At 65.6% G+C, this 21109-nt stretch carries 17 protein-coding genes; 10 read left to right on the forward strand and 7 right to left on the reverse strand.

Annotated features, from left to right (window positions below; translation table 11 throughout):
• Nucleotides 1-10 precede the first annotated feature (10 nt).
• Together AC1D1Y_RS09905 and AC1D1Y_RS09910 are read left to right on the forward strand one after the other, a co-directional pair.
• Nucleotides 11-880 carry an FkbM family methyltransferase gene (locus tag AC1D1Y_RS09905; protein WP_477682183.1) on the forward strand — a complete coding sequence of 290 codons (870 nt, stop codon included), beginning with the start codon at nucleotides 11-13 and terminating at the stop codon, nucleotides 878-880.
• On the forward strand, nucleotides 881-3214 hold the full coding sequence (locus AC1D1Y_RS09910) for a glycosyltransferase family 2 protein (RefSeq protein WP_477682184.1): 2334 nt from the start codon (nucleotides 881-883) through the stop codon (nucleotides 3212-3214). It abuts the gene before it with no gap.
• A gap of 11 nt (nucleotides 3215-3225) precedes the next feature.
• On the opposite strand, the gene AC1D1Y_RS09915 is transcribed toward AC1D1Y_RS09910, so the two are convergent.
• From AC1D1Y_RS09915 to AC1D1Y_RS09925, 3 genes are all read right to left on the reverse strand, one after another.
• Nucleotides 3226-4572: a hypothetical protein gene (locus AC1D1Y_RS09915; protein WP_477682185.1), complete on the reverse strand. Its 1347-nt coding sequence runs from the start codon at nucleotides 4570-4572 to the stop codon at nucleotides 3226-3228.
• Between the two features lie 260 nt (nucleotides 4573-4832).
• On the reverse strand, nucleotides 4833-6326 hold the full coding sequence (locus tag AC1D1Y_RS09920; RefSeq protein WP_477682186.1) for a protein kinase domain-containing protein: 1494 nt from the start codon (nucleotides 6324-6326) through the stop codon (nucleotides 4833-4835).
• A gap of 18 nt (nucleotides 6327-6344) precedes the next feature.
• Nucleotides 6345-7340, reverse strand: a complete 996-nt coding sequence (locus AC1D1Y_RS09925; RefSeq protein ID WP_477682187.1) for an FHA domain-containing protein — start codon at nucleotides 7338-7340, stop codon at nucleotides 6345-6347.
• A 505-nt stretch (nucleotides 7341-7845) separates the two neighbouring features.
• Between AC1D1Y_RS09925 and AC1D1Y_RS09930 the strand changes: the two genes are divergently transcribed.
• From AC1D1Y_RS09930 to AC1D1Y_RS09940, 3 genes are read left to right on the forward strand one after another with little or no spacing between them, the layout of a single operon-like run.
• Nucleotides 7846-8514, forward strand: a complete 669-nt coding sequence (locus AC1D1Y_RS09930) for a hypothetical protein (RefSeq protein ID WP_477682188.1) — start codon at nucleotides 7846-7848, stop codon at nucleotides 8512-8514.
• Nucleotides 8515-8525: 11 nt separating this feature from the next.
• Nucleotides 8526-9188: a glycoside hydrolase family 25 protein gene (locus AC1D1Y_RS09935; protein ID WP_477682189.1), complete on the forward strand. Its 663-nt coding sequence runs from the start codon at nucleotides 8526-8528 to the stop codon at nucleotides 9186-9188.
• Nucleotides 9185-11392, forward strand: coding sequence for a glycoside hydrolase 64/thaumatin family protein (locus tag AC1D1Y_RS09940; RefSeq protein WP_477682190.1), 2208 nt, complete (start codon nucleotides 9185-9187; stop codon nucleotides 11390-11392). Before AC1D1Y_RS09935 ends, AC1D1Y_RS09940 begins: the two co-directional genes overlap by 4 nt.
• A 129-nt stretch (nucleotides 11393-11521) precedes the next feature.
• Here the strand turns inward: AC1D1Y_RS09940 and AC1D1Y_RS09945 are convergent, their stop codons facing one another.
• From AC1D1Y_RS09945 to AC1D1Y_RS09955, 3 genes are all read right to left on the reverse strand, one after another.
• Nucleotides 11522-12001, reverse strand: a complete 480-nt coding sequence (locus AC1D1Y_RS09945; RefSeq protein WP_477682191.1) for an Imm7 family immunity protein — start codon at nucleotides 11999-12001, stop codon at nucleotides 11522-11524.
• Between the two features lie 69 nt (nucleotides 12002-12070).
• Nucleotides 12071-12451, reverse strand: a complete 381-nt coding sequence (locus AC1D1Y_RS09950) for a hypothetical protein (RefSeq protein WP_477682192.1) — start codon at nucleotides 12449-12451, stop codon at nucleotides 12071-12073.
• A 168-nt stretch (nucleotides 12452-12619) separates the two neighbouring features.
• Complete coding sequence (locus tag AC1D1Y_RS09955) at nucleotides 12620-14386, reverse strand: FimL-related protein (protein ID WP_477682193.1); 1767 nt, start codon at nucleotides 14384-14386, stop codon at nucleotides 12620-12622.
• Nucleotides 14387-14824: 438 nt separating this feature from the next.
• Between AC1D1Y_RS09955 and senA the strand changes: the two genes are divergently transcribed.
• Entirely contained in the window at nucleotides 14825-16069 is a 1245-nt protein-coding gene (senA, locus tag AC1D1Y_RS09960; protein WP_477682199.1) for a selenoneine synthase SenA, read from the forward strand.
• Between the two features lie 43 nt (nucleotides 16070-16112).
• Here senA and AC1D1Y_RS09965 read toward each other — a convergent pair whose 3' ends face one another.
• Nucleotides 16113-17225, reverse strand: coding sequence for a substrate-binding domain-containing protein (locus AC1D1Y_RS09965; RefSeq protein ID WP_477682194.1), 1113 nt, complete (start codon nucleotides 17223-17225; stop codon nucleotides 16113-16115).
• Nucleotides 17226-17384: 159 nt separating this feature from the next.
• Here AC1D1Y_RS09965 and AC1D1Y_RS09970 point away from each other — a divergent pair, with 159 nt between their 5' ends.
• From AC1D1Y_RS09970 to AC1D1Y_RS09985, 4 genes are all read left to right on the forward strand, one after another.
• Nucleotides 17385-18134, forward strand: coding sequence for an ABC transporter permease (locus tag AC1D1Y_RS09970; RefSeq protein WP_477682195.1), 750 nt, complete (start codon nucleotides 17385-17387; stop codon nucleotides 18132-18134).
• Nucleotides 18131-18820, forward strand: coding sequence for an ABC transporter ATP-binding protein (locus AC1D1Y_RS09975; protein ID WP_477653557.1), 690 nt, complete (start codon nucleotides 18131-18133; stop codon nucleotides 18818-18820). The genes AC1D1Y_RS09970 and AC1D1Y_RS09975 overlap by 4 nt, the downstream gene beginning before the upstream one ends.
• Entirely contained in the window at nucleotides 18817-19644 is an 828-nt protein-coding gene (locus AC1D1Y_RS09980) for an ABC transporter substrate-binding protein (protein ID WP_477682196.1), read from the forward strand. The genes AC1D1Y_RS09975 and AC1D1Y_RS09980 overlap by 4 nt, the downstream gene beginning before the upstream one ends.
• A 137-nt stretch (nucleotides 19645-19781) precedes the next feature.
• The gene (locus AC1D1Y_RS09985) at nucleotides 19782-20555 is read left to right on the forward strand and encodes a molybdate ABC transporter substrate-binding protein (RefSeq protein WP_477682197.1); all 774 of its coding nucleotides are present in this window, start codon (nucleotides 19782-19784) and stop codon (nucleotides 20553-20555) included.
• Nucleotides 20556-21109: the final 554 nt, after the last annotated feature.

The raw sequence follows: 21109 nt of genomic DNA on the forward strand, positions 1-21109 counted from the left end.
GGAGCCGGCCGTGCAAACCAGCACCTTCCAGGACAGCGCGCACGCGGACGGCGCGCTGCACGAGCTCAGCGTGTCCGTCCACCAGCACGCCTTCCGGGTCCGCGCCGGCGATGCGCGCCGGGACTTCTGGCGCCGTGTCGGCGCCGGCTTGTGGGAGCCGCAGACCTTCGAGGTGTTCCGGCGCTTCCTGCGGCCCGACAGGTCCTATATCGACATGGGCGCCTGGATAGGGCCCACGGTGCTCTACGGCGCCATGCTGTCGCGCCGCGTGCATGCCCTCGAGCCCGACCCGGTGGCCTTTGCCGAACTGGCGGCCAACGTCGAGGCGAATCCCGCGCTGCGGCCCAACATCGCGCTTTACCCTTACGGCATCAGCCCCGAGAGCGGCCCGCTGCAGCTCTACGCGGGCGGCCTGTATTTCGGTGCGCAAAGCGAGTTCGGCGACAGCATGTCCGGCATGCTGGCCGCGCCCGGCGCCGTCGGCCAGCCCTGCCGCGAAGTCCAGGGCATGGACCTGGAGCGCTTCCTGGCGCTCAACGCCATTGACGACTGCAACTTCATCAAGATGGACATCGAGGGCGGCGAGTACGCCGTGATCCCCGGCCTGTGGCGGCGCCTGCCGCAGCTCGGCCTGCCCACGCTGTATGTCTCCTTCCATGCGCCCGAAGCGGCGCGCCGCGAGGCGCTGGTACGTGCCTGCACCGAAGAGCTGCTGCTGTGCTACCCGCGCTTTTACAGCACGGTGGACGCCCGGCCGGTGGCGCTGGAGCAGCTGCTCGACACGGTCGGCGACTGGGGCGACGAAGCGCCCGGCAGCCCCTGGCGCAAGCTTGAAGCGCTGCTGGGCGCCGGCCTGCTCGCCAGCCGCGAGGAGTGGTAGATGCCCGCCCCGCATGAGCGCCAGATCCTGGTCGGCGTGCATGTGGCCGCGCACGCCGACGCCCTGGCCGCCACCCTGTCCAGCCTGTTCGAGAACACACCCATGCCCTTCGGCCTGCGGCTGCTGCCCGACCCGGCCGACGAGGCCGCGGCCGCCGCGCTGCAGGCGCTGCTCGACACCCTCCCGGGCATCGCGCAACTGCCCGGGCCCGTGCACGAAGGCGCGGCCGCCTGCTTCAACCGGCTGGTCGGCGTGCCCGCCGACATCTATGTCTTCCTCGAAAACGGCGCGAGCGTCACGCCCGGCTGGCTGGAGCTGCTGCTGGCCGCGCTCGATGCCGACGCCAGCCACGGCCTGGCCGGCCCCTCGACCAACCGCTGCTGGAACGAGCAGGCCGTGGCCCCGGCCTGCGCCGCCACCCAGGACGCCTTGTGGACCCAGGCCGATGCGCTCGCGGCAAAGTTCGGCAATGCCTGCGTGACGCTCGAGCCGCTGCACAGCCTCTCGGACTTTTGTTATGTGGTGAAGAACGAGGTGGTGGCCGCCATCGGTGGCGCCGACACCGCCTATGCCCAGGGCCCGTGCTGGGAGATGGACTACAACATACGCGCCGCGCGCGCCGGCTTTCGCGGCGTCTGGGCGCAGGGCGCTTTTGTGCACCGCGCGCCGCCTTGCCCGCGGCAGTCGCGGCTGCAAGAGACGCTGCTCGAAACCAGCAAGCGGCTGTACCAGGACCGCTTCTGCGCCTGGCGCGGCGAAGCGCACCAGCAGCCCCCGCCTTACCACCTGCCTTATCACGTCCATTGCGCCGGCGAACAGTGCCGCTACTTCGCCATGCCCGAGCGCATGCGCATCTTCGTGCCGCCGCCCGCCGGCCCGGCCGCGGCACTGCCGCAGCCCTTGCCGGCGCCAGCCGCCGCCGCACCGCTGATGAGCTGCACCATGCCCACGCGCGGCCGGCCCGCCTTCGTCGCCCAGTCCATACGCTACTTCCAGCGCCAGGATTACCCCGCGCTCGAACTCATCATCGTTTACGAGGAAGACAGCGACCTGCCCGCCGACATCAGCGACGCGCGCATACGCTGCATCCGCATGCCACCCGGGACCAGCATAGGCGCCAAACGCAACGAAGCGGTGCGCCTGGCCCAGGGCGAACTCGTCGCACACTGGGACGACGACGACTGGTACGGCGACCAGCGCCTGAGCCGCCAGGCCGCGCCCATCCTGCACAACATCGCCGACGTCACCGGCCTCAACGACATGCTTTTCATGGCCCGACCCCAAGCCGAGTTCTGGGCCGCCAGCCGCGCGCTGTTCCGCCGCATGTTCGTCGAGAACGTCAGCGGCGGCACCCTGGTGTTCCGGCGCAGCCTGTGGCAGGCCCACCACTGCCGCTACCCCGCCACCTCCCTGCGCGAAGACGCCGACTTCCTGCTGAAAATATTGGGCACCGGCGCGCGCCTGTGCCGCGTGCCCGGGCGCGAACTACAGATCTACGTGCGCCATGACAACAACACCTGGAAGTTCAAGGAAGGCCAGTACCTGCAGCAAAACGCCTGGACGCGTATGCCCCAGCCCGAATGCCTGCAGCACCAGGACCGCGATTTTTACTTTCCGCAAGAAAAAGCCCTTGCTGCCGCGCCACTGCTGCAGCCGGCGCCGCGCGCCGCCGCACCCCCCGCACGGCCGCTGGTCTCCTGCATCATGCCCACCGCCGACCGGCGCGAGTTCGTGCCCCAGGCCATCCGCAACTTTCTCGCACAAGACTACGACGGCCCCCGCGAACTCATCGTGCTCGACGACGGCCGCGACAGCATCGCCGACCTGATCCCGCCGCATGCAAGCATCCACTACATGCGGCTGGACCGCAAGCTCACCCTGGGCGCCAAACGCAACATCGCCTGTGAGCTCGCCCGCGGCGAACTCATCGCCCACTGGGACGACGACGACTGGATGGCGCCCGGATGGCTCAGCTCCCAAGCCAAAGCCTTGCTGGGGCAGGGCGCCGACATCTGCGGCCTGGACAAAATATTCTTCTACGCCCCCGAGGGCCGGCGCGCCTGGCAGTACGTCTATGACGGCCGCTCACCCTGGGTCTGCGGCGGCACCCTCTGCTACCGCAGGGAGTTCTGGCGCAGCGCGCCCTTCGCCGACATCAACGTCGGCGAAGACAACGCCTTCGTCTGGGCCCCGCAGCAAAAACGCATCGCCATCAACCCCGACCAGCACTTGTACGTCGCCCGTGTGCATGCGCGCAATACCAGCCCCAAGGAGACGCTGAACCGGCGCTGGCGCAGCTATCCGGTGGAGCAGGTGGAGCAGTTGATGTTGTGAGGATGTGTGGCCTATTCCCCAAATCGGTCAATGCGAACTTTGGTAGGGTCAGCCCAGATGGAGCGGACCTCATGTTCAGCCGTGCGATAAACGTCACGCCATGTCAAAGCCCCTGTACTGGTTTTCTCCCAGGCGTACAAAACGTTCTGCCGCAAATAAAGCGGATCGGAGCGTGGAGCACCTCGAACTTGAACAATGCTTGCGACTGGACGTATCAGGCTGGCAATCACTTCCAGTTGCTTGTCTTTGTCGAAATCAGAAATTCCGGAAATGACCAGACTGGGTGCCCAGAGAGAAGGGGATTTTTCCGAGAAAAATAGATTCACATCTTTGTACAGTGCATCCTCGCTGGTGGCGATCACGCTAAAGCTGTCGTCTGTTTTGCGCCAGCAATAGATCACATCGACCCATCGCCAAGGTCCGACTTCGGTAATCACGCCAATGCGCGCCACGCCCACATAGTCAAAACTGGTCTGGTTATCCAGATCGACACCTTGAATCAAACCTAACTCAAAATAGTTCTTTTTAATTCCGCCAAACTTGCCTTGCAGCGCTTGAACCAATCGAGGGTAGTAGCGATCCCATAAGCGATCTTTGACTGTGGCTTTCGCCTGACTCAGCAGTTCTGGAGTGACCTTGACTCTGTCGCCACGGTGCACCGCCTCATTCAGCGAAACGGGATATTTTGGAAGAGGCTTTTTATCAGCCAAAGCGATGTCGACAAGATCCGGCTCAATCACAGGCAAAGGAATAAAACTCATACGGCTAACCACGCCATTCACCGGCCAAGGCTGAGCCCCAATGTCGCTTTCGGTGTAAGCATTGACCGGTATGCGCTTTCCTATCAATTGGCCTGGCACACCATATGACCAAACCATTCCCAGACGCGGATCGAAGTGATCGATATAAAAAGTAGGAAAAGGGTTGTCACCGCGTTGATCGCGCGGGAGCTTGTAGTTTTCGAAGGCGATGTCTTGCTGACGTTGGCAGTCTTTGCCCACAAAAGTCGCGACAAACGCGGTGGGAACATCAGCAATCAACGCAGGGTTGCTAAGTAGCCGTGTTTCCATTGCACAACCCCCGTACAGAAATGGTGTGACGGCATACAGCATGCTGGTCTGCCCACGTCCTTCTAGCGCTTTGACGCCATTTTTTTTCGCGAACACAAATGGATCAATTAGTTGACCTTGGCGGGCCAAGATCAAGGGAGTCCAGAGCTGCTCATCGACATTGGTACCGTTGTAATAGAGGCCATCGGGGACTCTGGAGGCGTCAAATGCCCACACGGTGGAGGACATGGAAAGCGACAAGGCGGGAAGAGTTCGAAAAAGCAGAGCGAGTTTTTGTTTGAAGCTCATGCAGGAGTGCTCCGCTGTTATTGAAGGATTCAGTCTGGTGCGAAGTGGGCGTTGAGATCGGCAACGATTCGTGGTGTTCTGTGCTGTTCTTTTTCAGCGCGAACCGAACCATACTTGGGCATTGCGGAAAATTTTCAGCGAACTGTCTGCAAGCGGACATTCGGTGATGAAAATACTGTGGCGACGGATTTGAATCGCTGATCAGTGACCGTGAGTACCAACTCGCCGGGTGTCGCGCGCAGAATATTTTTCGGGCGGGCTCAAGCCCGGTACTCAGCCATCAGCCTGAACACCCGCTCCTCCCCCTCATGTCGCGCGGCCGCCGTGCCCAGGTATTCCTCCAGCTGCATATTGGCAGCCAGTTCGCGGCGGGCGTGCTGGCTGGCGACAATGGCGCCCGGTGCGGCCACGCTGTTCAGGTGCAGGGCGACGTTGGCGCCCTGGTTGCGGCTGGTGGCGTCGTGGCGCGAGGCGGGTGTCACGCTGTGGATGCCGCCCGAGATTTCGAGCCGCACGCCGTGCTGGACTTCCAGCAAACGGCTTCTGCGCTGCACGCGTGTGCACAGGTCCATGGCGGCGACGGCCGCCTGCTGCAGGTTCTGCGCGCTGCTGTCTCCCTGTTCAAAATGAAACAGCATGCAGTCGCCGAGCACGCCGGCGCTCTGGCCCTGGCCGCCCTGCACGGCGTTGGCGCACCAGCGCATCTGCTGCTCGCGCATCTCCTGCAGGTAGGCCAGGGCCAGCGAGGAATTCCGCGCCGGGTACAGGCGCAGGGCGACGCACAGGATGCCCAGGGCATGCTCGGCGCTGTGCGTGTCTTCCCGGATGTCCAGGCTGTCCAGCGTCAGCTGCCTGGCGCCGGCCACGGGGGTGGGCGGCGCGGAGGGCGCCTGGCGTGCGCCGTGCTGCTGCGCCAGGCAGCGCACCAGGTCGAGGTAGAGGCCGGCCGCATCGGCCGCGCGTTGTTGAAGGTCTTTTTGCAGGGCCTGCCGCAGCAGCGGCGCCAGCGGGTGGCCTGCCAGTTCTTCGGGCAGGGCATGGGCTGTGTCGCTGAGCTGGCGCTGCAGTACTTCGCCGACGTCGGCGCCCTGCACGCAGGGCCGGCCGCTCAGGCATTCGAGAAACACCAGGGCCCAGGCATAGATGTCGGTCGCCGGCGTGCAGGCTTCGCCGCGCAGCTGCTCGGGCGCGCAGTAGGCGGGCGTGCCTTCGGCGCCGGCCTCGAAGCGGGGCTCGCCCTGGTGGCTGGCCAGCCCGAAGTCCAGCAGCTTGAGCTGCAGCGCCGAGCCGGTGGAAACCACCATGATGTTCTCGGGCTTGAGGTCGCGGTGCACCACCTGGTGCTGGTGCAAAAAGGTCAGGGCGTCCAGCAGCTGCGCCATCAGGGCCATGGTGTCTTGCAGGGGCAGGCCGCCGTTGCGCTGCAGGAAATCCCTGAGCGTTTCGCCGGGGATGAATTCAAGCACCGCGAAAAGCAGCCCGCCGGCCGCCATGCCTTTGTCGATGAGCCGCACCACGTGCGCATGCTGCAGCATGGCCAGCACGCGGGTCTCCTGGTGCAGGCGCTGCTGCACGCGCCGGTTGGCCGCGGGGTCGTCGGCCGAAGCCGGGTGGGGAATCTTGATGGCGACGAACTGGCCGGTGCTGCGCTGCCTGGCCTTGAACACCTGGCCCGATGCGCCTTGCCCCAGCAAGCCCAGCGGCTGGTAACCCGGCACGCCCACGGGAAAGCCGTGCGTGGGCACCCGCGTCATGGAGGTCGGGGGCAGGGGTCAGGCCAGCAGCGATTCTTCAGGCAGGCTCTGGCCGCCGGCCAGTGGGTCGAAGTCGGCCTCCAGCGCGCCGCCGCGGATGATGCGAAAGCGCAGCCCGCCGAAGCGCAGCGAACCGCGGCGGCGCTCTATCAGTTCGGGCACGCGCGCGCCGTGCGGCATGGCGAGCGCAAGCTGCTTGCGCATGCGGAAGATCTGGATGTTCAGGTGGCCGGGCTCCAGGCCCAGCATCTTGGCCAGGCGATCGAGTTCGACCCAGCCTTGCGCGTGGGGCGCGAGCTGGCGCTGCGCATCGGCCAGCCGCAGGCGCGCCAGGATCAGCAGCGCGTAGTGGTGCGAACGTTCACCGAGGTTGAGGTGCAGGCCGGCGTCGTGCAGTTCCAGCCACGCGTGTTCTTCGTCCTGGCTGACCTTGAAGAACAGCGCCGGCTGCTGCCGCCTCAAGAGGGCCTTGCCGCCGGACATGCAGTCCATGGTGGAGGCCACCTCGGCCGCCAGCAGGAAGCACCAGGCCTTGCCGGCGAAGCGGACCTCGTCGCCGTCTTCCAGCAGCCAGCTGCCTTCGGGCGTGGTGCACACCCATTGGCCGGTGTCGCTGCGGTGGATGGACAGCTCGGCGGCCACGCCCTGCGGCAGCAGGTTGGAGTGGCCCAGGGGGATGTAGGCATCGTCATGGCCCAGCGGCCACAGCAGGTTGCGCGGCGGGGACAGGTCTTCCACCAGCCAGGCGGCGCCCCCTTCACGCCCGAAGGCCAGGGTGCCGCCGACGCGCAGCGGCAGGCCCTTGGCGTTGGAGAGCAGCGCGCCGTCGAGCAGGGTGCCGTTGCGGCTGTGGTCGTGCAGTTCCCAGGCCTTGCCGGTCCAGCGTATCGACGCGTGCAGCTGCGAGGCGTCGAGGTTCTCAAGCAGGGTGTCGGCGGAACGGCCGCGTCCGAAGACATGGTGTGCCCGCAGATAGATTTTGCGCTGCGTGGCGCGGTTTTTCAGAATAGCCACTTGCCTTCTCCCCTTCTTGGCATCAAGCCCATGGCATGAGCCATCGCTCTTCGGCGTTGTGCATGCTGCCAGTGTTGGAAACACCGTATCGGTCGGCGCAGTATCTGCGAGACGTTCAATCGTCGTCAAGCGCCGCGGCACCGTATTTACAGAACAACTCCGTTTCGGCATTAATTGCCTTGATTCAGCTTTACACGGCAGGCCTGTTCAGGAGGAACCCGCGAGCGTGCATTCACACACAGCATGACCTGATTCGAAACGCAGTTCAATCGGGACTTTCCGCCTGCATGGCGATGGCCGGCGGCAGGGCGCATGGGCCTTAAGTCAAAACGTTTCGCCGGACAAATTGCGCGGACGCGTTTGAACCTCAAAGTGTTAGCGCTGCGGGGCGCGGCGCCGGCCGCCTGTAATGCGCTGTAATCGCCAGCGCACGGACCCGCGCCGACAATTTCTTCAGCGACGCGGCGGCTGCCCTTCGCAGCGAACCCCTTTTCCGGAGAAGTCCATGCCTACCCTCAGCGACGCCCAACGCAACCTGCTGGCCCCGGCCGGTGAAGACCATCCGCGCGACGGCGAAATCGTGCCGACCTCGGACCAGCCGCCCTTCATCTTTTCCGCCTGCTGGGGCTGGGCCTTGGCGGGCGAGTACGAGAGCGCCGACAACGCCTACACCGCCCCCACCATCTACAACTCCGGCGAGGGCGCTTTTGTGTTTGACAACGAGCGCGTGCCCATCGGCCTCAATGCCGATTTCTTCGCCGTGACGGACGACATGTTTCCGCAGACGGTGCCCTTTCACGGGGTGCTGGCCGACAAGCTCCAGGCCGCGCTGGACGGCGACGAAGACGCGCAGGATGCCTGCCGCGTGGCCCTGATGACGATCACCGCGCAGCTCAACGGCCACACGGTGCTCGGCGATGAAGGCTCGGGCGTCTACACCATGATCATGAAATCCAGCAGCTGGTACGGCTGGGACCACTGGGCGCTGGGTGTGCAGGCCACCGACGGCGTGACCACCACCTTCCAGCAGAAAGTCAGCGGCAGCCTGGCCAACCCGAAGAAGCTGAAATACAACTGCGGCGAGGTGTGGGACAACCACCTCGCGCTGGAGACGGTGCTCAAGATCGACGGCCTGCAGCAGGCGCAGGTCGACATGCTCAACAACGTCGTCTGAGGGAGGCGGGCATGTGGGTGAGAGGCATAGACGTCAGCCACTACCAGGGCCACATCGACTGGTCCCGGGTGGCGGGGAAAGACAGCGATGTGGCTTTCTGCTTTGTCAAGGCCACCGAGGGGATGTACGTCGTGGATCCCTTTTTCAAGGCGAACTGGGCGCAGTCCGCGGCGGCCGGTTTGCGGCGCGGCGCCTACCACTTCGGGCGCCCGGGCACCGATGCCCAAACCCAGGCGCAGCAATTTTTCGCGACCGTGGGTGCACTGGGGCCGAATGATTTGCCGCCGGTGCTGGACATCGAAACCCTGGACGCGTGCAAACCCCCCGCTGTGCTGCAGTGGGTGCTGGACTTCACCGCCGCGGCCGACGCCTTGTTCGGGCGCCAGACCATGATTTACACCGACGGCGGGTTCTGGAAAAACCTCGCGTCCCTGCCGGGTTGCGAGCCGCTGGGCGCGCGGCCGCTGTGGCTGGCCGACTACGCGGCGGAGCCCACCGTCCCCGCGCCCTGGCAGGCGTGGTCGTGCTGGCAGCACAGCGACGGCAGCGTCAATGGCGGAACGCCCGTGCCCGGCGTGGCCGGCGACGTGGACCAGAACCGGTTCCTGCCGGATACCTTTCAAGCGCTGACCCACCCTCAACCCAAAACCACTTCCGGCCAAGGACTCCCATGACAAGTTACGTGACCTTCAGCATCGCCAACAACAGCCAGGAAAACGGCACGGCTTCGGGCCTGGCCGACGACGCGATCTACCTGTTCTTCACCCAGGAAAGCCTCAACCAGGCCTGGAGCATGGACCCCGCCACAGGCATCGCCACGCCCATGCCCGCGCCGGGGACGCTGGCCCCCGCCTTCACGCTGGCCGACCTGAAGAAGGCCGGCGGCGCGATCCAGCTCGATGCCGGCGTGCAGGCTCCTTCGGCCCGTCTTTATTTCAGCAGCTCGCCGGACGCGGTGACCGCGCCGAACAACAAGATCAGCGGGCCGACTCCCAGCACGGCGGATTTTTTCTATGACTTCGTGGAGGTTTCGCTCACCGCCCCAAGCAATGCACCGGCCGGCACCGCGCCGGACAACCTGAACCTGGACTGCACCCAGGTGGACCAGCTGGGCATCCCGTACACGCTGCAGGTCACGCCCCATGACCCCAGTTTCGGCGCCGGCTCGGGCATCGTGGCCACGCTGGACCGGCAGACCCTGGTGGCCAATTACAAGGCCATGGCGGTGGGCCCGCTCGCACCTTTTGCCGACTGCGTCTACCCCGAGGGCAGCGACGCGTCCACGCCTTACCGCCTGCTCAATCCCAACGATTTGATCAGCGCCGAGCTGTTGACGACTTCCAGCCTGCAAGGCACCCTGGCCGTCTCGGGCGCGCCCGGCGCGTGGCAGGCCGTCTTCACCATCACCGGCCCGGGCACCCCGGCCCCGACCAACGGCGGGCTGGTCGTGGGCATGCCGGTCAGTGGGCCCATGATGCCGGCCGGCGCCACAGTGGGCAGCCTGCCCGGCTCGCCTTCAGGCAACAGCGTGGTGATCGCCAGCGCGAGCAGCGCTGCCAACAATCCTTTCACCGCCAGCACCAGCCCGGTGGAGCTGTTTTTCGTGACGCCGCCCACCACCGCGCTGGCGAGCTGGTTCGACGCGGCGATCGACAACTTTTTTGCCTGGTGCAAGAAGAATCCCGGCCTGCTGCAGATCGAGCAGAACAACAACGGCAACCACCTCTACACCGGCAATGTGGTGCAGGTGGGCGGCATCATCGACATCAACGGCAACAGCAACACCTATACCGTGCTGCAGTTCACCGGCGGCAATGGCGAGAGCTACAACCTCTACTACCCCTTCTTCAGCACCAATTCGGCCGCCGGCAAGACCACGCCTTTCGGCGCGGACGTGCCGCCGCCGCCCGCCTGGTGGACACCGCTCAAGGGCCTGATGTATTACCAGCCGCCCTCGGCGATGGTGTTCGGCGCCAGCGGCGTGTTCGCCGACAACACCCAGCAGCCGCTGACCGCGCCCAACAGCAGCGCGGTGCTGGGCGCGATCGAGAACGCCGTCGTCACCGCGCTGGGGCGTGGCTACGCGACCACCTGGAAATTCCTGCAGGGCGGCATCACGCCCGGCAACCCCGCCACCACCGCGACCGTCAGCCTCAGCGGCGGCGCCACCACGGCCGGCCTGGTGGACGGGATGGACATGGCCTCGTTCCAGATCGCCAGCATCCCGATGATGGCATCCATCCCGGCCGGCGCGCCGGTGAGCAGCTTCAGCGTGAGTTCACCGCAGGCCATACTGCCCACCACGCCGGACCTGCTGACCTTCTCGCAGTTCTATCCCGCCGGCGGCACCTGGAGCGCCTTCGCCAATTTCCTGCACAACCCGGCGGTCACGGTAGGCGGCCGGGCCTACGCCCTGCCTTATGACGACCAGGGCGGCTTCAGTTCGGACCTGAACGCGGCAACCTCGGTCGCCAGCCCGGCCAGTGTGCAGGTGACGCTGGGGCCGTGGGCGCCGGGCTCGGTCACGCCGGCCGTCCTGGAGGGCAACACGAACCAGCTCGTCTGGCAGGCCAGCGACAACTATTGCTTCACCTTCCTGCTGTGCTACGACACCAGCGGCGTGTACACCACGATGGACATCACGATCCAGGGCGGCCAGTTCAGCGGCGGCGGCTACACCCCGCCGGTGACGCTGCAAAGCGCGACGGAGACCATCGATATGAAGCTGGTGGCCGTCGGCAAGCCCTACAGCTGGGGGCTGTGGTGCGACATCCACCTGCCGGGCGCCGAGCCGGAGCAGGACTTTCACTTTGAAGGCGTGGCCTTCGAGTTCAGCACCCAGTACAACGACCCGCAGCCGTACACGGTCTGGGATTAAGAACCCATTCAGGCCGTGAACAGGTTCTAAGGGTTCGCTGCCTAACGTTTGACATGAGCGGCGATTGGAGGCCGAAGGCCGGAAAGCGTCCCCTCGATGGACGGCTTAGGCTGCACGCGAGTCACGTTTCTATGCCTCAGCTGAGTCACCGTCTAGCAAGTCGCGATTGTGAGGGTGCTCTGGCTCAAGGTTGGGCACTATTGGTCCAAAGAACGGGTCAGGCAGTTCCTCAACGCGGCCGTTCATGATCCGATGTACTCGGAAGACGTTTCCGGAGCTTTCGGATTCTTCGCCGTCGTTGACATAGAAGAGTCCGTAGCTCCCTTGGCCGTGCTCTGCGATCCACTCAAGCATGTCCCAGAACGGCGAACCCCTGTGGTTGCGCGACAGGTACACCTGCAGCATTCCTGCGTGGTTGTTGTGTTGCTCATGAAGCGTCCATAGCAGCCAGGGGGAACTATTAGCGGCCATCCACTCGCGGAAGGAGCCCCACAACTTGGCATCTTCCTTCTTGATGACTTCGTCCAGGATGTGTACATCTTGTAGGAGCGTCTCCGCATACGCATCTCGAGAGACGCGGAGAACACACCAACCGATACTGATGATCATCGTGCAGCCTAACGTTTGAATTCAGCCGACCAGCCACCGCAGCTGGCGCAGGTCGGCTGCAATGAATGGTTATGCCGCATCGTTCGCCCAGTGAAGTTCAACCTTGTCTAGCTGATCAGGGCCCAATGCGGAGGCGTCCGCCTCTTGAATTTCGTTCCAGTTGATCAGCGGCCAGCGTTGGGCCGCTTCGTTCATTTGAGCCAACTCCGCGACCTGCTGCTTTGCAATCGAAAGGGCCCGGCTCGCTGCTTCATTGGCGCTGGGAGCTTGAACGAATCCGGACAACTCGAACGAGTGAACTTTTCCGGCGCGGACGAAACACTCGCCGCTGCCAAGTACCTGCCATACGCTCATTGCGGCGACCTCATGAGGCATAACGTTTGACTTAAGGCTTTGCTGAACAAGTACCGTCAAAGCATCTACCAGGATTGATGAGGGGGCGATTTGCATCAAATGGGCCGTTGAGCGACCAGCTTGGCGAGCCTTGCGGCCCGTTTTCCGTGTTCATGGGCGCACCTGTGCCATCAGACTGGTCCGGCCGAGGTACAGGTTGGTCTGTTGTTTCATCGCCATGTAACGCCTCAAACTTGCTTGCCGCCGACCTTGTTCAGCATTGCCCTAAGCCTCTTTGTCCGCCTTGAGTTCGCCCTTGGCGGCATCGTAGACAAACAGCCGCTTGGCCAGCGCGGGCTGGTAGTTGAGCATGTCGATCAGGAAGCTCAGGGCGCCCAGGTTGTTGCCGAGACGGTCGAAGACACCGGCCGCGTGGGCCTGCTGTTCGTCGGCGCCGGGCTTGAGCATGCGCTCGACCAGCTCGCGCATGTGCGTCACCGCCAGCGCCGCCTGGTCCAGGCCCAGCATGGAGAGCACGCCTTGCATCTGCGCCAGCTGCCCCGGCACCACGGCCAGCAGTTTCGTGTCCTCGGGCGTGCGGAARAACTGGTCCAGCGATTTTTCCAGCGCGGCGAGGGATGAGTGCAACTCGCCCACCACGCTGCCCATGGTCTGCTTGTCGTTGACGCGCTGGTAGAGCTGCTCCATCCACGACTCCAGCGGCTGCGCCTGCCCGCCCTTGCGCGCGCTCTCGAGCCGCTCGGCGAGCCGCGCCGTGCGCGCCCACAGCTGGGGGTCGTTGGGATCGAAGTCGTCGAACACGGCCTCCAGGAAGAGCACGGCGGTGGCGAATTCGAGCCCCAGTTCGGGGCTGGGCGCCTGGCCGGAGCTGACCGTGCTTTCAATCACGCGTCCCATGGCGCGCGCCAGCGATTCGCTGGGCGGGTGCAGCTTGACCAGCGAATCCGTGACCAGGCTGAACTGGTCGGTCAGTGTCTTGAATTTGCCGAGGTCGCCCGCGGTCGCCGCGGACCATGTTTCCTTGGCCGAGCCGATGCGTTTGCGGGCCTGCGCGATCAGGGCCGGCGCGAAGCGGCCGAACTGCAGCGATTCATAGTCGACCGGCTTGAAGCGTTTCAAGCCGTAGGCCGAGCGCACCGCCGACAGCACGGGCGAATCGGCGGCGCGCTGGACCTTGGCCTGGGAGCACAGGAAGAGCAGGTCTTCGGCGAGCCGGGCCGAGGCCTCGGTGCCCTTGGCCAGCCATACGTATTGCAGCAGCACGCGCAAGGTCGCGCGCTTGACGTAAAGGTCGACGTTCAGCAGACCCTGCGCCAGCGCCTCGAAAAAGCCGGCGGCGATTTTCCAGAAGGTCCTGGACTCGATGCCGGTTTGCGTCCAGGCGAAACCCAGGCAGATGTCGCTGAGGCTGCGCGCGGCCTCCGGGTCGCCGGTGCGGATCAGGGTCAGCATCAGCTTGTCGAGCAGCTGCCGGGTTTCATCGCCGTATTCGCAGGCGGGGACGGTGATGTCCAGTACCGGCTCAATCCAGCGCCACTCGAAAACCCAGAGGTCGGCGGGGTGGACGCGGTCGGCGCCGACCAGGCCCTGGATGTCGCGGTACTGGGGAAACAGGGACACGGCCGAGCCCGGCTTGCCCGCCAGGACGTTCTCCAGGTAGTGGACGATGGAGAAGCCGGCGAGCTCGATCTTGCCCGCGGCGTCCGGCGTGCACAGCGCCGGCGACTGGATGAATTTCTGCACCGCCGTTTCCATGGCGCGCAGCACCAGCGCGGGGGCGCTCATGCCCACCATTTCGAGCGCGCCCACGGCCTGGTGCAACTGCTGGCGCGCGGTGCGCAACTGGGTCGCGTCCAGGGCGCCGATGTCGGAGTTCCGCCCGGCCTCGGCCTCGCGCATAAACCGCTTGAGGGCCTTGGTGGAGCCTTCCAGCGATTTGCGCAATTCTTCCAGCACCCAGGCCAGGGGGCCGAGGTCCAGCAGGGTCAGGTCGAGTTCGGCGGGCGCTGAATTCAGGTCGTGTAGTTGCATGGGATCAGGTCAGTGGGGGACTGAAGTTCGAGTCGTGGAAATCGTGGAAATCGTTGGAATCGTGGTTTTGGGGAAAACGCTGCGTTTGGCGGGGCCTCCTCCTGTCGCAGGAGGCGCTGGCCGCAGTCTATCCGCGTCCTTGCCGAATCAGAAGGGGAAAATACGGATGGGTTTACCCGGGCCGACCGGCGGTGGGGCGGGCGCGACAGACAGGCGCCGGCCGGGGGAAATGCGTGATGCACGCTATTGGCTTATAGCTGCCAGGACGGCCGTGTCTCTGCTATTCTGGCCTCAACGCGTGCGCGGTGTGATGGCGCCTTGTTGGCGGCCATCACCATCGGGCGTGCGAGGACGGCAGCCTTGGCTTCAGACGCTACACCAAATTCATTACCCTCCTCATCGCCGGCCGCGGCAGGCGCCCTGACGGATTCGCCCGCGATGCGCGGCGCGGGCCGTGATCCGCTGTCGCTGGCTCTGATGGATGCGCGCAACAACACCCTGCACCTGTTCGCGCAATACCAGCATGCGCTGGAGGCCGGCTTCACCGTGCCGCGGCTGGCCAACGTGAACCCGCCGCTGTGGGAACTCGGCCATGTGGGCTGGTTCCAGGAGTGGTGGATTGCCCGCAACATGCAGCGCGCCCTCGGCGCGCGCTGCCCGCCCGCACAGACCCGGCTGGCCTCCATAGAGCCGAACGCGGACCGCTGGTGGGGCGCGCAGGTGCCGCACGCCATGCGCTGGACGCTGGACCTGCCCGACATGGCGAATTGCCGGGCCTACCTGCTGGACACGCTGGAAGCCACGCTGGAGCTGCTCGAAAAAACCGCGCCTGCCGGCCGGGGCGTGGAGGGCAGCGACGATGCGTTGTACTTCTACCGCCTGTGCCTGTTCTTCGAGGACATGCGCGGCGAAGCCCTGGTGCGCGGCGCGCAGACCCTGGGCCTGGCGCTGGACAAACCTCTGCAGGAGGCCTTCACGCCGGTGCCCATGGCGCTGCGCGATCCCCTGCTGGTCCCGGCCACGGTGTGGCGGATGGGCAGCGATGGTGGCGTGGGTGGCGCGGGTTTTGCGTTTGACAATGAACAGGCGGCGCACGCCGTCAGCGTGCCGGAGTTCGAGATCGACGCCCAGCCCGTCAGCTGGGCGCAGTATGTGGAATTCGTCGGCGACGGCGGCTACGACCGCGAGGAGCTCTGGCACCCGGACGGCTGGCGCTGGCTGCAGGGCCAGGCGGCGGGCGAGGGCCGGCGCGGCCCGCGCTACGTCGACCAGATCGGCATCTCCAGCGGCGCGGTGATACAGAACCGTTTCGGCGTGCCGCGCCGCATGCAGGGCAGCCAGCCAGCGATGCACATGAGCTGGTGGGAAGCCGATGCCTGGTGCCGCTGGGCCGGGCGCCGCCTGCCGGCTGAAGTCGAGTGGGAACTGGCCGCGCACACGGCGGCGCGGCGCGGTTTTAAATGGGGCGATGTCTGGGAGTGGGTGGGCAGCAGCTTCAGGCCCTATCCGGGTTTTGTGCCCGGCCCCTGGCAGGCCTATTCCCAGCCGCGCTTCGGCACGCACAAGGTGCTGCGCGGCGCATCCTTCGCGACACGCGCGCGCATGAAAAACCCCAGGCACCGCGGCTTTGCCCTGCCGGACCGGGACGATCTGTTCTGCGGCTTCCGTTCCTGCGCGCTGTGAAAACGGGAGGCGCGGCGTGCGCGGCTTATGTGGTTCGGGCGGTTCAGGCGGCCTTGCCGGGCTTTTCCTTGCGGAAGGTCCACCAGGGCAAGGTGGCGCGCAGGGACAGCACCTTGCCGCTCTGGGCTTGCTTGCCGCTGTAGCCGGGCAGTTCCTCCAGCGTGGCCTGCCAGTCGCGGCTTTGCAGTTCGGTGAGCAGCGCCTGCACCTGCGGTGTGGGCAGCTCGGACTTCAGGCAGACCAGGTGGTAGCGCTCCTGCGCCAGCGCCACGAAGCCCAGGCCTTTTTCACGCGCCGCCGCCTCGATGCCCAGGCCCGCGTCGGCCGCGTCGCTGGCGACGGCCTGGGCCACGGCCGTGTGCGAAGGCTCCTGGCGTTGGTAGCCCGCGACCGATGAAGCGGCCACGCTGGCCTTGGCCAGAAGCTCGTCGAGCAGCACGCGCGTGCCCGTGCCTTCGGCGCGGTTGACGTAACGCAGGCCGGGCCGCGCCAGGTCGGCGATGCCGGTGATGCGCAGCGGGTTGCCCTTGGCCACGATCAGGCCCTGCGTGCGGTGGGCGAAGCCGATCAGCTTGTGCAGGCCGGGCTTGAGCAGGTTGCGGTAGCTGCGCGCGGTGACCGACTGGCTGCCCGGCTGCTCCAGCGTGTGGAAGCCGGCCATCATGCAGCGCCCGGCATTCAGCGCCGCGATCGCGTCAACGCTGCCCATGAAGCGGATGTCCAGGTGCAGCCCGCGTGCGCCGGCCTGCTCGCGCAAGGCGGACAGCGCCGCGTCGTGGCTGGCATACAGGGTGAGCACATGGGCATCGTCGTCGAAGGCGGTGGAAAACGCGCGTTCGATGTCGCTGGTCAGGGCTTCGATCTGCGGCGCCAGCCGGGCCTGCGCCTGGCGCTCGGCCCACAGCAGCTTTTCGCCGAACTCGGTGAGCCGCGCGCGCTGGCCCTTGTCCCAGACGATGAGCTCGCGCCCCAGCGTCTGCTCCCAGTCCTTGAGCGCGCCCCACACGTGGCGGTAAGACAGGTCCAGCGCCTTGGAAGCCTTGGAGATGGAGCCCTGCTCGCGCACCGCGTGGAGCAGGTCCATCAGCGGGTTGCGTATCAGCGCGCTTTTGCCGCGCTGCGGCGTCAGCAGGTAGGAGAGTTCGACTTTGTGCATGGCAAACGGTAAGTGCACTGATTATGAGTGCAGGGGCCGGCGGGGCAGGGAGGGGTAGGAGCGATGCCCGTGCAACCTATGCAAATCTCTTCATAGCGATGATTCCTGATGTAAATCAAGGACTTAGGCCCTAGGCTAGAGTGCTCTCCAAATTCCTCAATGAACACCTTCTCCGACAGCGCCGCCACGGCCTTCTCCCTCATCACCTCGCTCGATCCTGTGCTGGCCGGCATCGTCGCCCGCTCGCTGGCCGTGAGCGCGTCGGCCTGCGTGATCGCCTGCGGCGGCGGTCTGTTGCTGGGCGCCTGGCTGGGCGTGTCGCGCTTTCGCGGCCGCGGCGCGGTGCTGGCGCTGCTCAACACCGCCTTGGCCCTGCCCTCGGTGGTGGTCGGGCTGGTGGTCTATCTGCTGCTGTCGCGCACCGGGCCGCTGGGCTTTCTGGGCTGGCTGTTTTCCTTCAAGGCCATGGTGCTGGCGCAGGCCGTGCTGGTCCTGCCGGTGGTCACCGCGCTGGTGCGCCAGGCGATCGAGGATGCCGACCGCAGCCACGGCGAGCAGTTCCAGTCGCTGGGCGCGGGCCGCTTCGTGCGCGGCCTGATCCTGCTGTGGGACGAGCGCTATGCCTTGCTCACGGTGCTGATCGCCGCCTTCGGCCGCGCCGTGTCGGAAGTCGGCGCGGTGATGGTGGTGGGCGGCAACATCGACGGCTTCACGCGCGTGATGACCACCGCGATCGCGCTGGAAACCAGCAAGGGCGACCTGCCGCTGGCGCTGGCCCTGGGCATCGTGCTGCTGGGCGTGGTGCTGCTACTCAATATCCTGATCGCTTGTGTGCGGCGCTGGCGCGAACAGTTCGACGACCGCCTGCCGGACCCGGCCAGCCTGGCCGCGCAGGGAGGGCCGGTATGACGCAGGTCTTCAACCTGCATGGCGTCGGTGTGCGCTTCGGCCGTGTGCAGGCGCTCAGCGATTGCACACTGCGCATCCAGGCCGGCGAACGGCTGGCGCTGGTGGGCTCCAACGGCAGCGGCAAAAGCACCTTGCTGCGGACCCTTAACGGCCTGGTCCGTCCCGTGGCCGGCAGCCTGCAGCATGACACGCAGGCGCGCCAGGCCATGCTGTTCCAGCGGCCCTACATGCTGCGCGCCAGCGTGCTGCACAACGTGGCCCTGGGCCTGTGGCTGGGCGGCGTGCGCTGGCCGGATGCCAAGGCGAACGCGCGGGCCGCGCTGGAGCGCGTGGGCCTCGAAGGCCTGGCCACGCGCAACGCCAAGGCCTTGTCTGGGGGCCAGCAGCAGCGCGTGGCGCTGGCGCGGGCCTGGGCGCTCAAGCCGCAGGTGCTGCTGCTCGACGAGCCCACGGCCAGCCTTGACCCCTCTGCCAAGCGCGAGGTGGAACGCCTCATGGCCGAGTTCGCCGAAGCCGGCATGACGCTGATCTTCAGCAGCCATAACCTGGGCCAGGTCAAGCGCTTGGCGCAGCGCGTGATTTACCTTGAGCAGGGCCGGCTGGTGGCCGACCTGCCGGTGGCGGAATTTTTCAACGGACCCGTTCCCGCCGCGGCGGAAGCATTTTTAAAAGGAGAACTCGCATGATCACCTTGAAGACCCTCAGGACACTCGTTCTGGTCCCGCTGGCCATGGCGGCCACGCTGGCCGCGGCGCAAACCGGCACCATCGTGATGGCGTCCACCACCTCGACCGAGCAGTCGGGCCTGTTTCCCTACCTGCTGCCCGAATTCAAGAAGGCCACGGGCGTAGACGTCAAGGTGGTCGCCGTCGGCACCGGCCAGGCCATCGACATGGGCCGGCGCGGCGACGCCGACGTGCTCTTTGTGCACGACCAGGTCGCCGAAGAGAAGGTCGTGGCCGAAGGTTTTGCCATCAAGCGATTTCCGGTCATGTACAACGACTTCGTGCTGGTAGGCCCCGCGGCCGACCCGGCCAAAGCCAAGGGCAAGGACATCGTCGAGGCCCTGAAAAAACTCAGTGCGGCGAATGCCAACTTCGTCTCGCGCGGTGACAAGAGCGGCACCCATGCGGCCGAGCTGCGCTACTGGAAAAGCGCCGGCATCGAAACACCCGGCGACAAGCCGGCCTTTGCCAACTACAAGGCCTGCGGCTGCGGCATGGGCCCGGCGCTCAACATCGCAGCCAGCAGCGGCGGCTACGTGCTGGCCGACCGCGGCACCTGGCTGTCCTTCAAGAACCGCGGCGACCTGGCCGTGCTCGTTGAAGGTGACACGAGGCTGTTCAACCAGTACGGCGTGATGGTGGTGAACCCTGCGAAGCACCCACAGACCAAGGTGGTCGAAGCACAAAAATTTGTGGATTGGGTGATTTCGCCTGCGGGGCAGGGGGTGATTGCCGGGTACAAGATCGGCGGCGAACAGCTGTTCTTCCCTAACGCGAACAAATGAGTTCCCCCCTGTCCATGCTCACTGCGTGTAGCCTGTTCCCCCCTCAAGGGGGCGGCGCCTGCGGTCTGGCAAAGCCAGTCCCGCGGCGCCTGCTGGCTTGGATTGCTGCTGTGCTTGTTTTTTCCGGAGGCCTGACTATGGCGCATGCCCAGTCGCCTGCAGCATCTGCTGAGGGTGCCGCGCCGCTGCGTGTTTACGCTGCGGGAAGCCTGCGCGAGGCGCTCACGGAGATTGCCCACGTTTATGAATCACGCACCGGCCTCAAGACCCAGCTGACCTTTGGCGCCTCCGGCCTGCTGCGCGAACGCATTGAAAAGGGCGAGCCGGCGCAGGTGTTCGCATCGGCGGACACGCAACATCCGCAGCGCCTGCATTCCATGGCCGGCAGCACGTGGGTGCAACCCACCCTGTTCGTGCGCAACCAGCTGTGCGCGCTGGCCGTGCCGGCGCTCAAGGCCGAACCGGACAGGCTGCTGGACCTGATGTTGGACCCGGCCGTCAAGCTAGGTACCTCCACACCCAAAGCGGATCCCTCGGGTGACTATGCGTGGGCGCTGTTCCGCAAGGCCGATGCCCTCAGGTCCGGTGCTTACGCGGCGCTGGACGCCAAGGCCCTCAAGCTCACCGGTTCGCCCGAGGCGCCCCTGCCGCCGCCCGGCCGGAGCGTCTATGAGTGGCTGATCAGCGAAGGCCGCGCCGACCTCTTCCTGACTTATTGCACCAATGCCGTGGCGGTGCAGAAGGAACTGCCCCGCATGAGTGTGGTGCAGATTCCGGTCGCCTTGCAGGTGAGTGCGGCTTATGGGTTGACTGTGCGGGGTGGGGATGTTGCTGCTGGGGAGTTTGCCGGCTTCTTGCTGTCGGCGACTGCGCAGGGGGTGTTTCGCCGATTTGGCTTCGGGGCGCCCTGAGATGGTGAGGCCGGTCTTGTCCCGGCGGCAAGTAACTTTCTTTTGCTTCGCCAAAAGAAAGTCACCAAAGAAAAGGCGACCCGCAGTCTGGGTCCCTACGCTTCGCTTCGGGCAACCTGCGGTGCTCGAGCCAAGCGGGGTCCGGCTAAACTCGCCTTCGGCTCAGACAACGCCGGCCCTGATCCGCTTGTCTCTGCGCTCCTCGGCCCAGCCAGGACGGGGCAATCGGGATCGGAAGCGGGAACCAATACAAAAAGGACACGCCATGGCGTGTCCTTTTTGTTTTCCGTATTCAGGACTTGTCTTCGGCTGTTTGGTATTCCTATCCCCACCCCTTGTGGATGCGCCGAGGAGCGGAGGTTCAGGCGGATCAGGGATCGCGTTGTCTGAGCGAAGCGCAGCGTAGCGAGTTTAGCGAGACCCCGCCTGAACCGAGCACCGCAGGTTGCCCGCAGCGAAGCGAAGGGACGCAGCAACCAGGGTCGCCTTTTCTTTTGCTTACTTTTCTTTTGGCGAAGCAAAAGAAAAGTGAGTAGCCGCCGGGCTACCCCCGG

It is taken from the genome of Polaromonas sp. P1_G1 (assembly GCF_056405595.1).

Coding starts and splice junctions, on each gene's coding strand:
- AC1D1Y_RS09930 (WP_477682188.1), top strand. CDS start 7,846: ATGCCTACCCTCAGCGACGCCCAACGCAACCTGCTGGCCCCGGCCGGT.
- AC1D1Y_RS09975 (WP_477653557.1), top strand. CDS start 18,131: ATGACGCAGGTCTTCAACCTGCATGGCGTCGGTGTGCGCTTCGGCCGT.
- AC1D1Y_RS09910 (WP_477682184.1), top strand. CDS start 881: ATGCCCGCCCCGCATGAGCGCCAGATCCTGGTCGGCGTGCATGTGGCC.
- AC1D1Y_RS09980 (WP_477682196.1), top strand. CDS start 18,817: ATGATCACCTTGAAGACCCTCAGGACACTCGTTCTGGTCCCGCTGGCC.
- senA (WP_477682199.1), top strand. CDS start 14,825: ATGCGCGGCGCGGGCCGTGATCCGCTGTCGCTGGCTCTGATGGATGCG.
- AC1D1Y_RS09950 (WP_477682192.1), bottom strand. CDS start 12,451: ATGCAAATCGCCCCCTCATCAATCCTGGTAGATGCTTTGACGGTACTT.
- AC1D1Y_RS09985 (WP_477682197.1), top strand. CDS start 19,782: ATGGCGCATGCCCAGTCGCCTGCAGCATCTGCTGAGGGTGCCGCGCCG.
- AC1D1Y_RS09965 (WP_477682194.1), bottom strand. CDS start 17,225: ATGCACAAAGTCGAACTCTCCTACCTGCTGACGCCGCAGCGCGGCAAA.
- AC1D1Y_RS09940 (WP_477682190.1), top strand. CDS start 9,185: ATGACAAGTTACGTGACCTTCAGCATCGCCAACAACAGCCAGGAAAAC.
- AC1D1Y_RS09945 (WP_477682191.1), bottom strand. CDS start 12,001: ATGATCATCAGTATCGGTTGGTGTGTTCTCCGCGTCTCTCGAGATGCG.
- AC1D1Y_RS09915 (WP_477682185.1), bottom strand. CDS start 4,572: ATGAGCTTCAAACAAAAACTCGCTCTGCTTTTTCGAACTCTTCCCGCC.
- AC1D1Y_RS09935 (WP_477682189.1), top strand. CDS start 8,526: ATGTGGGTGAGAGGCATAGACGTCAGCCACTACCAGGGCCACATCGAC.
- AC1D1Y_RS09920 (WP_477682186.1), bottom strand. CDS start 6,326: ATGACGCGGGTGCCCACGCACGGCTTTCCCGTGGGCGTGCCGGGTTAC.
- AC1D1Y_RS09970 (WP_477682195.1), top strand. CDS start 17,385: ATGAACACCTTCTCCGACAGCGCCGCCACGGCCTTCTCCCTCATCACC.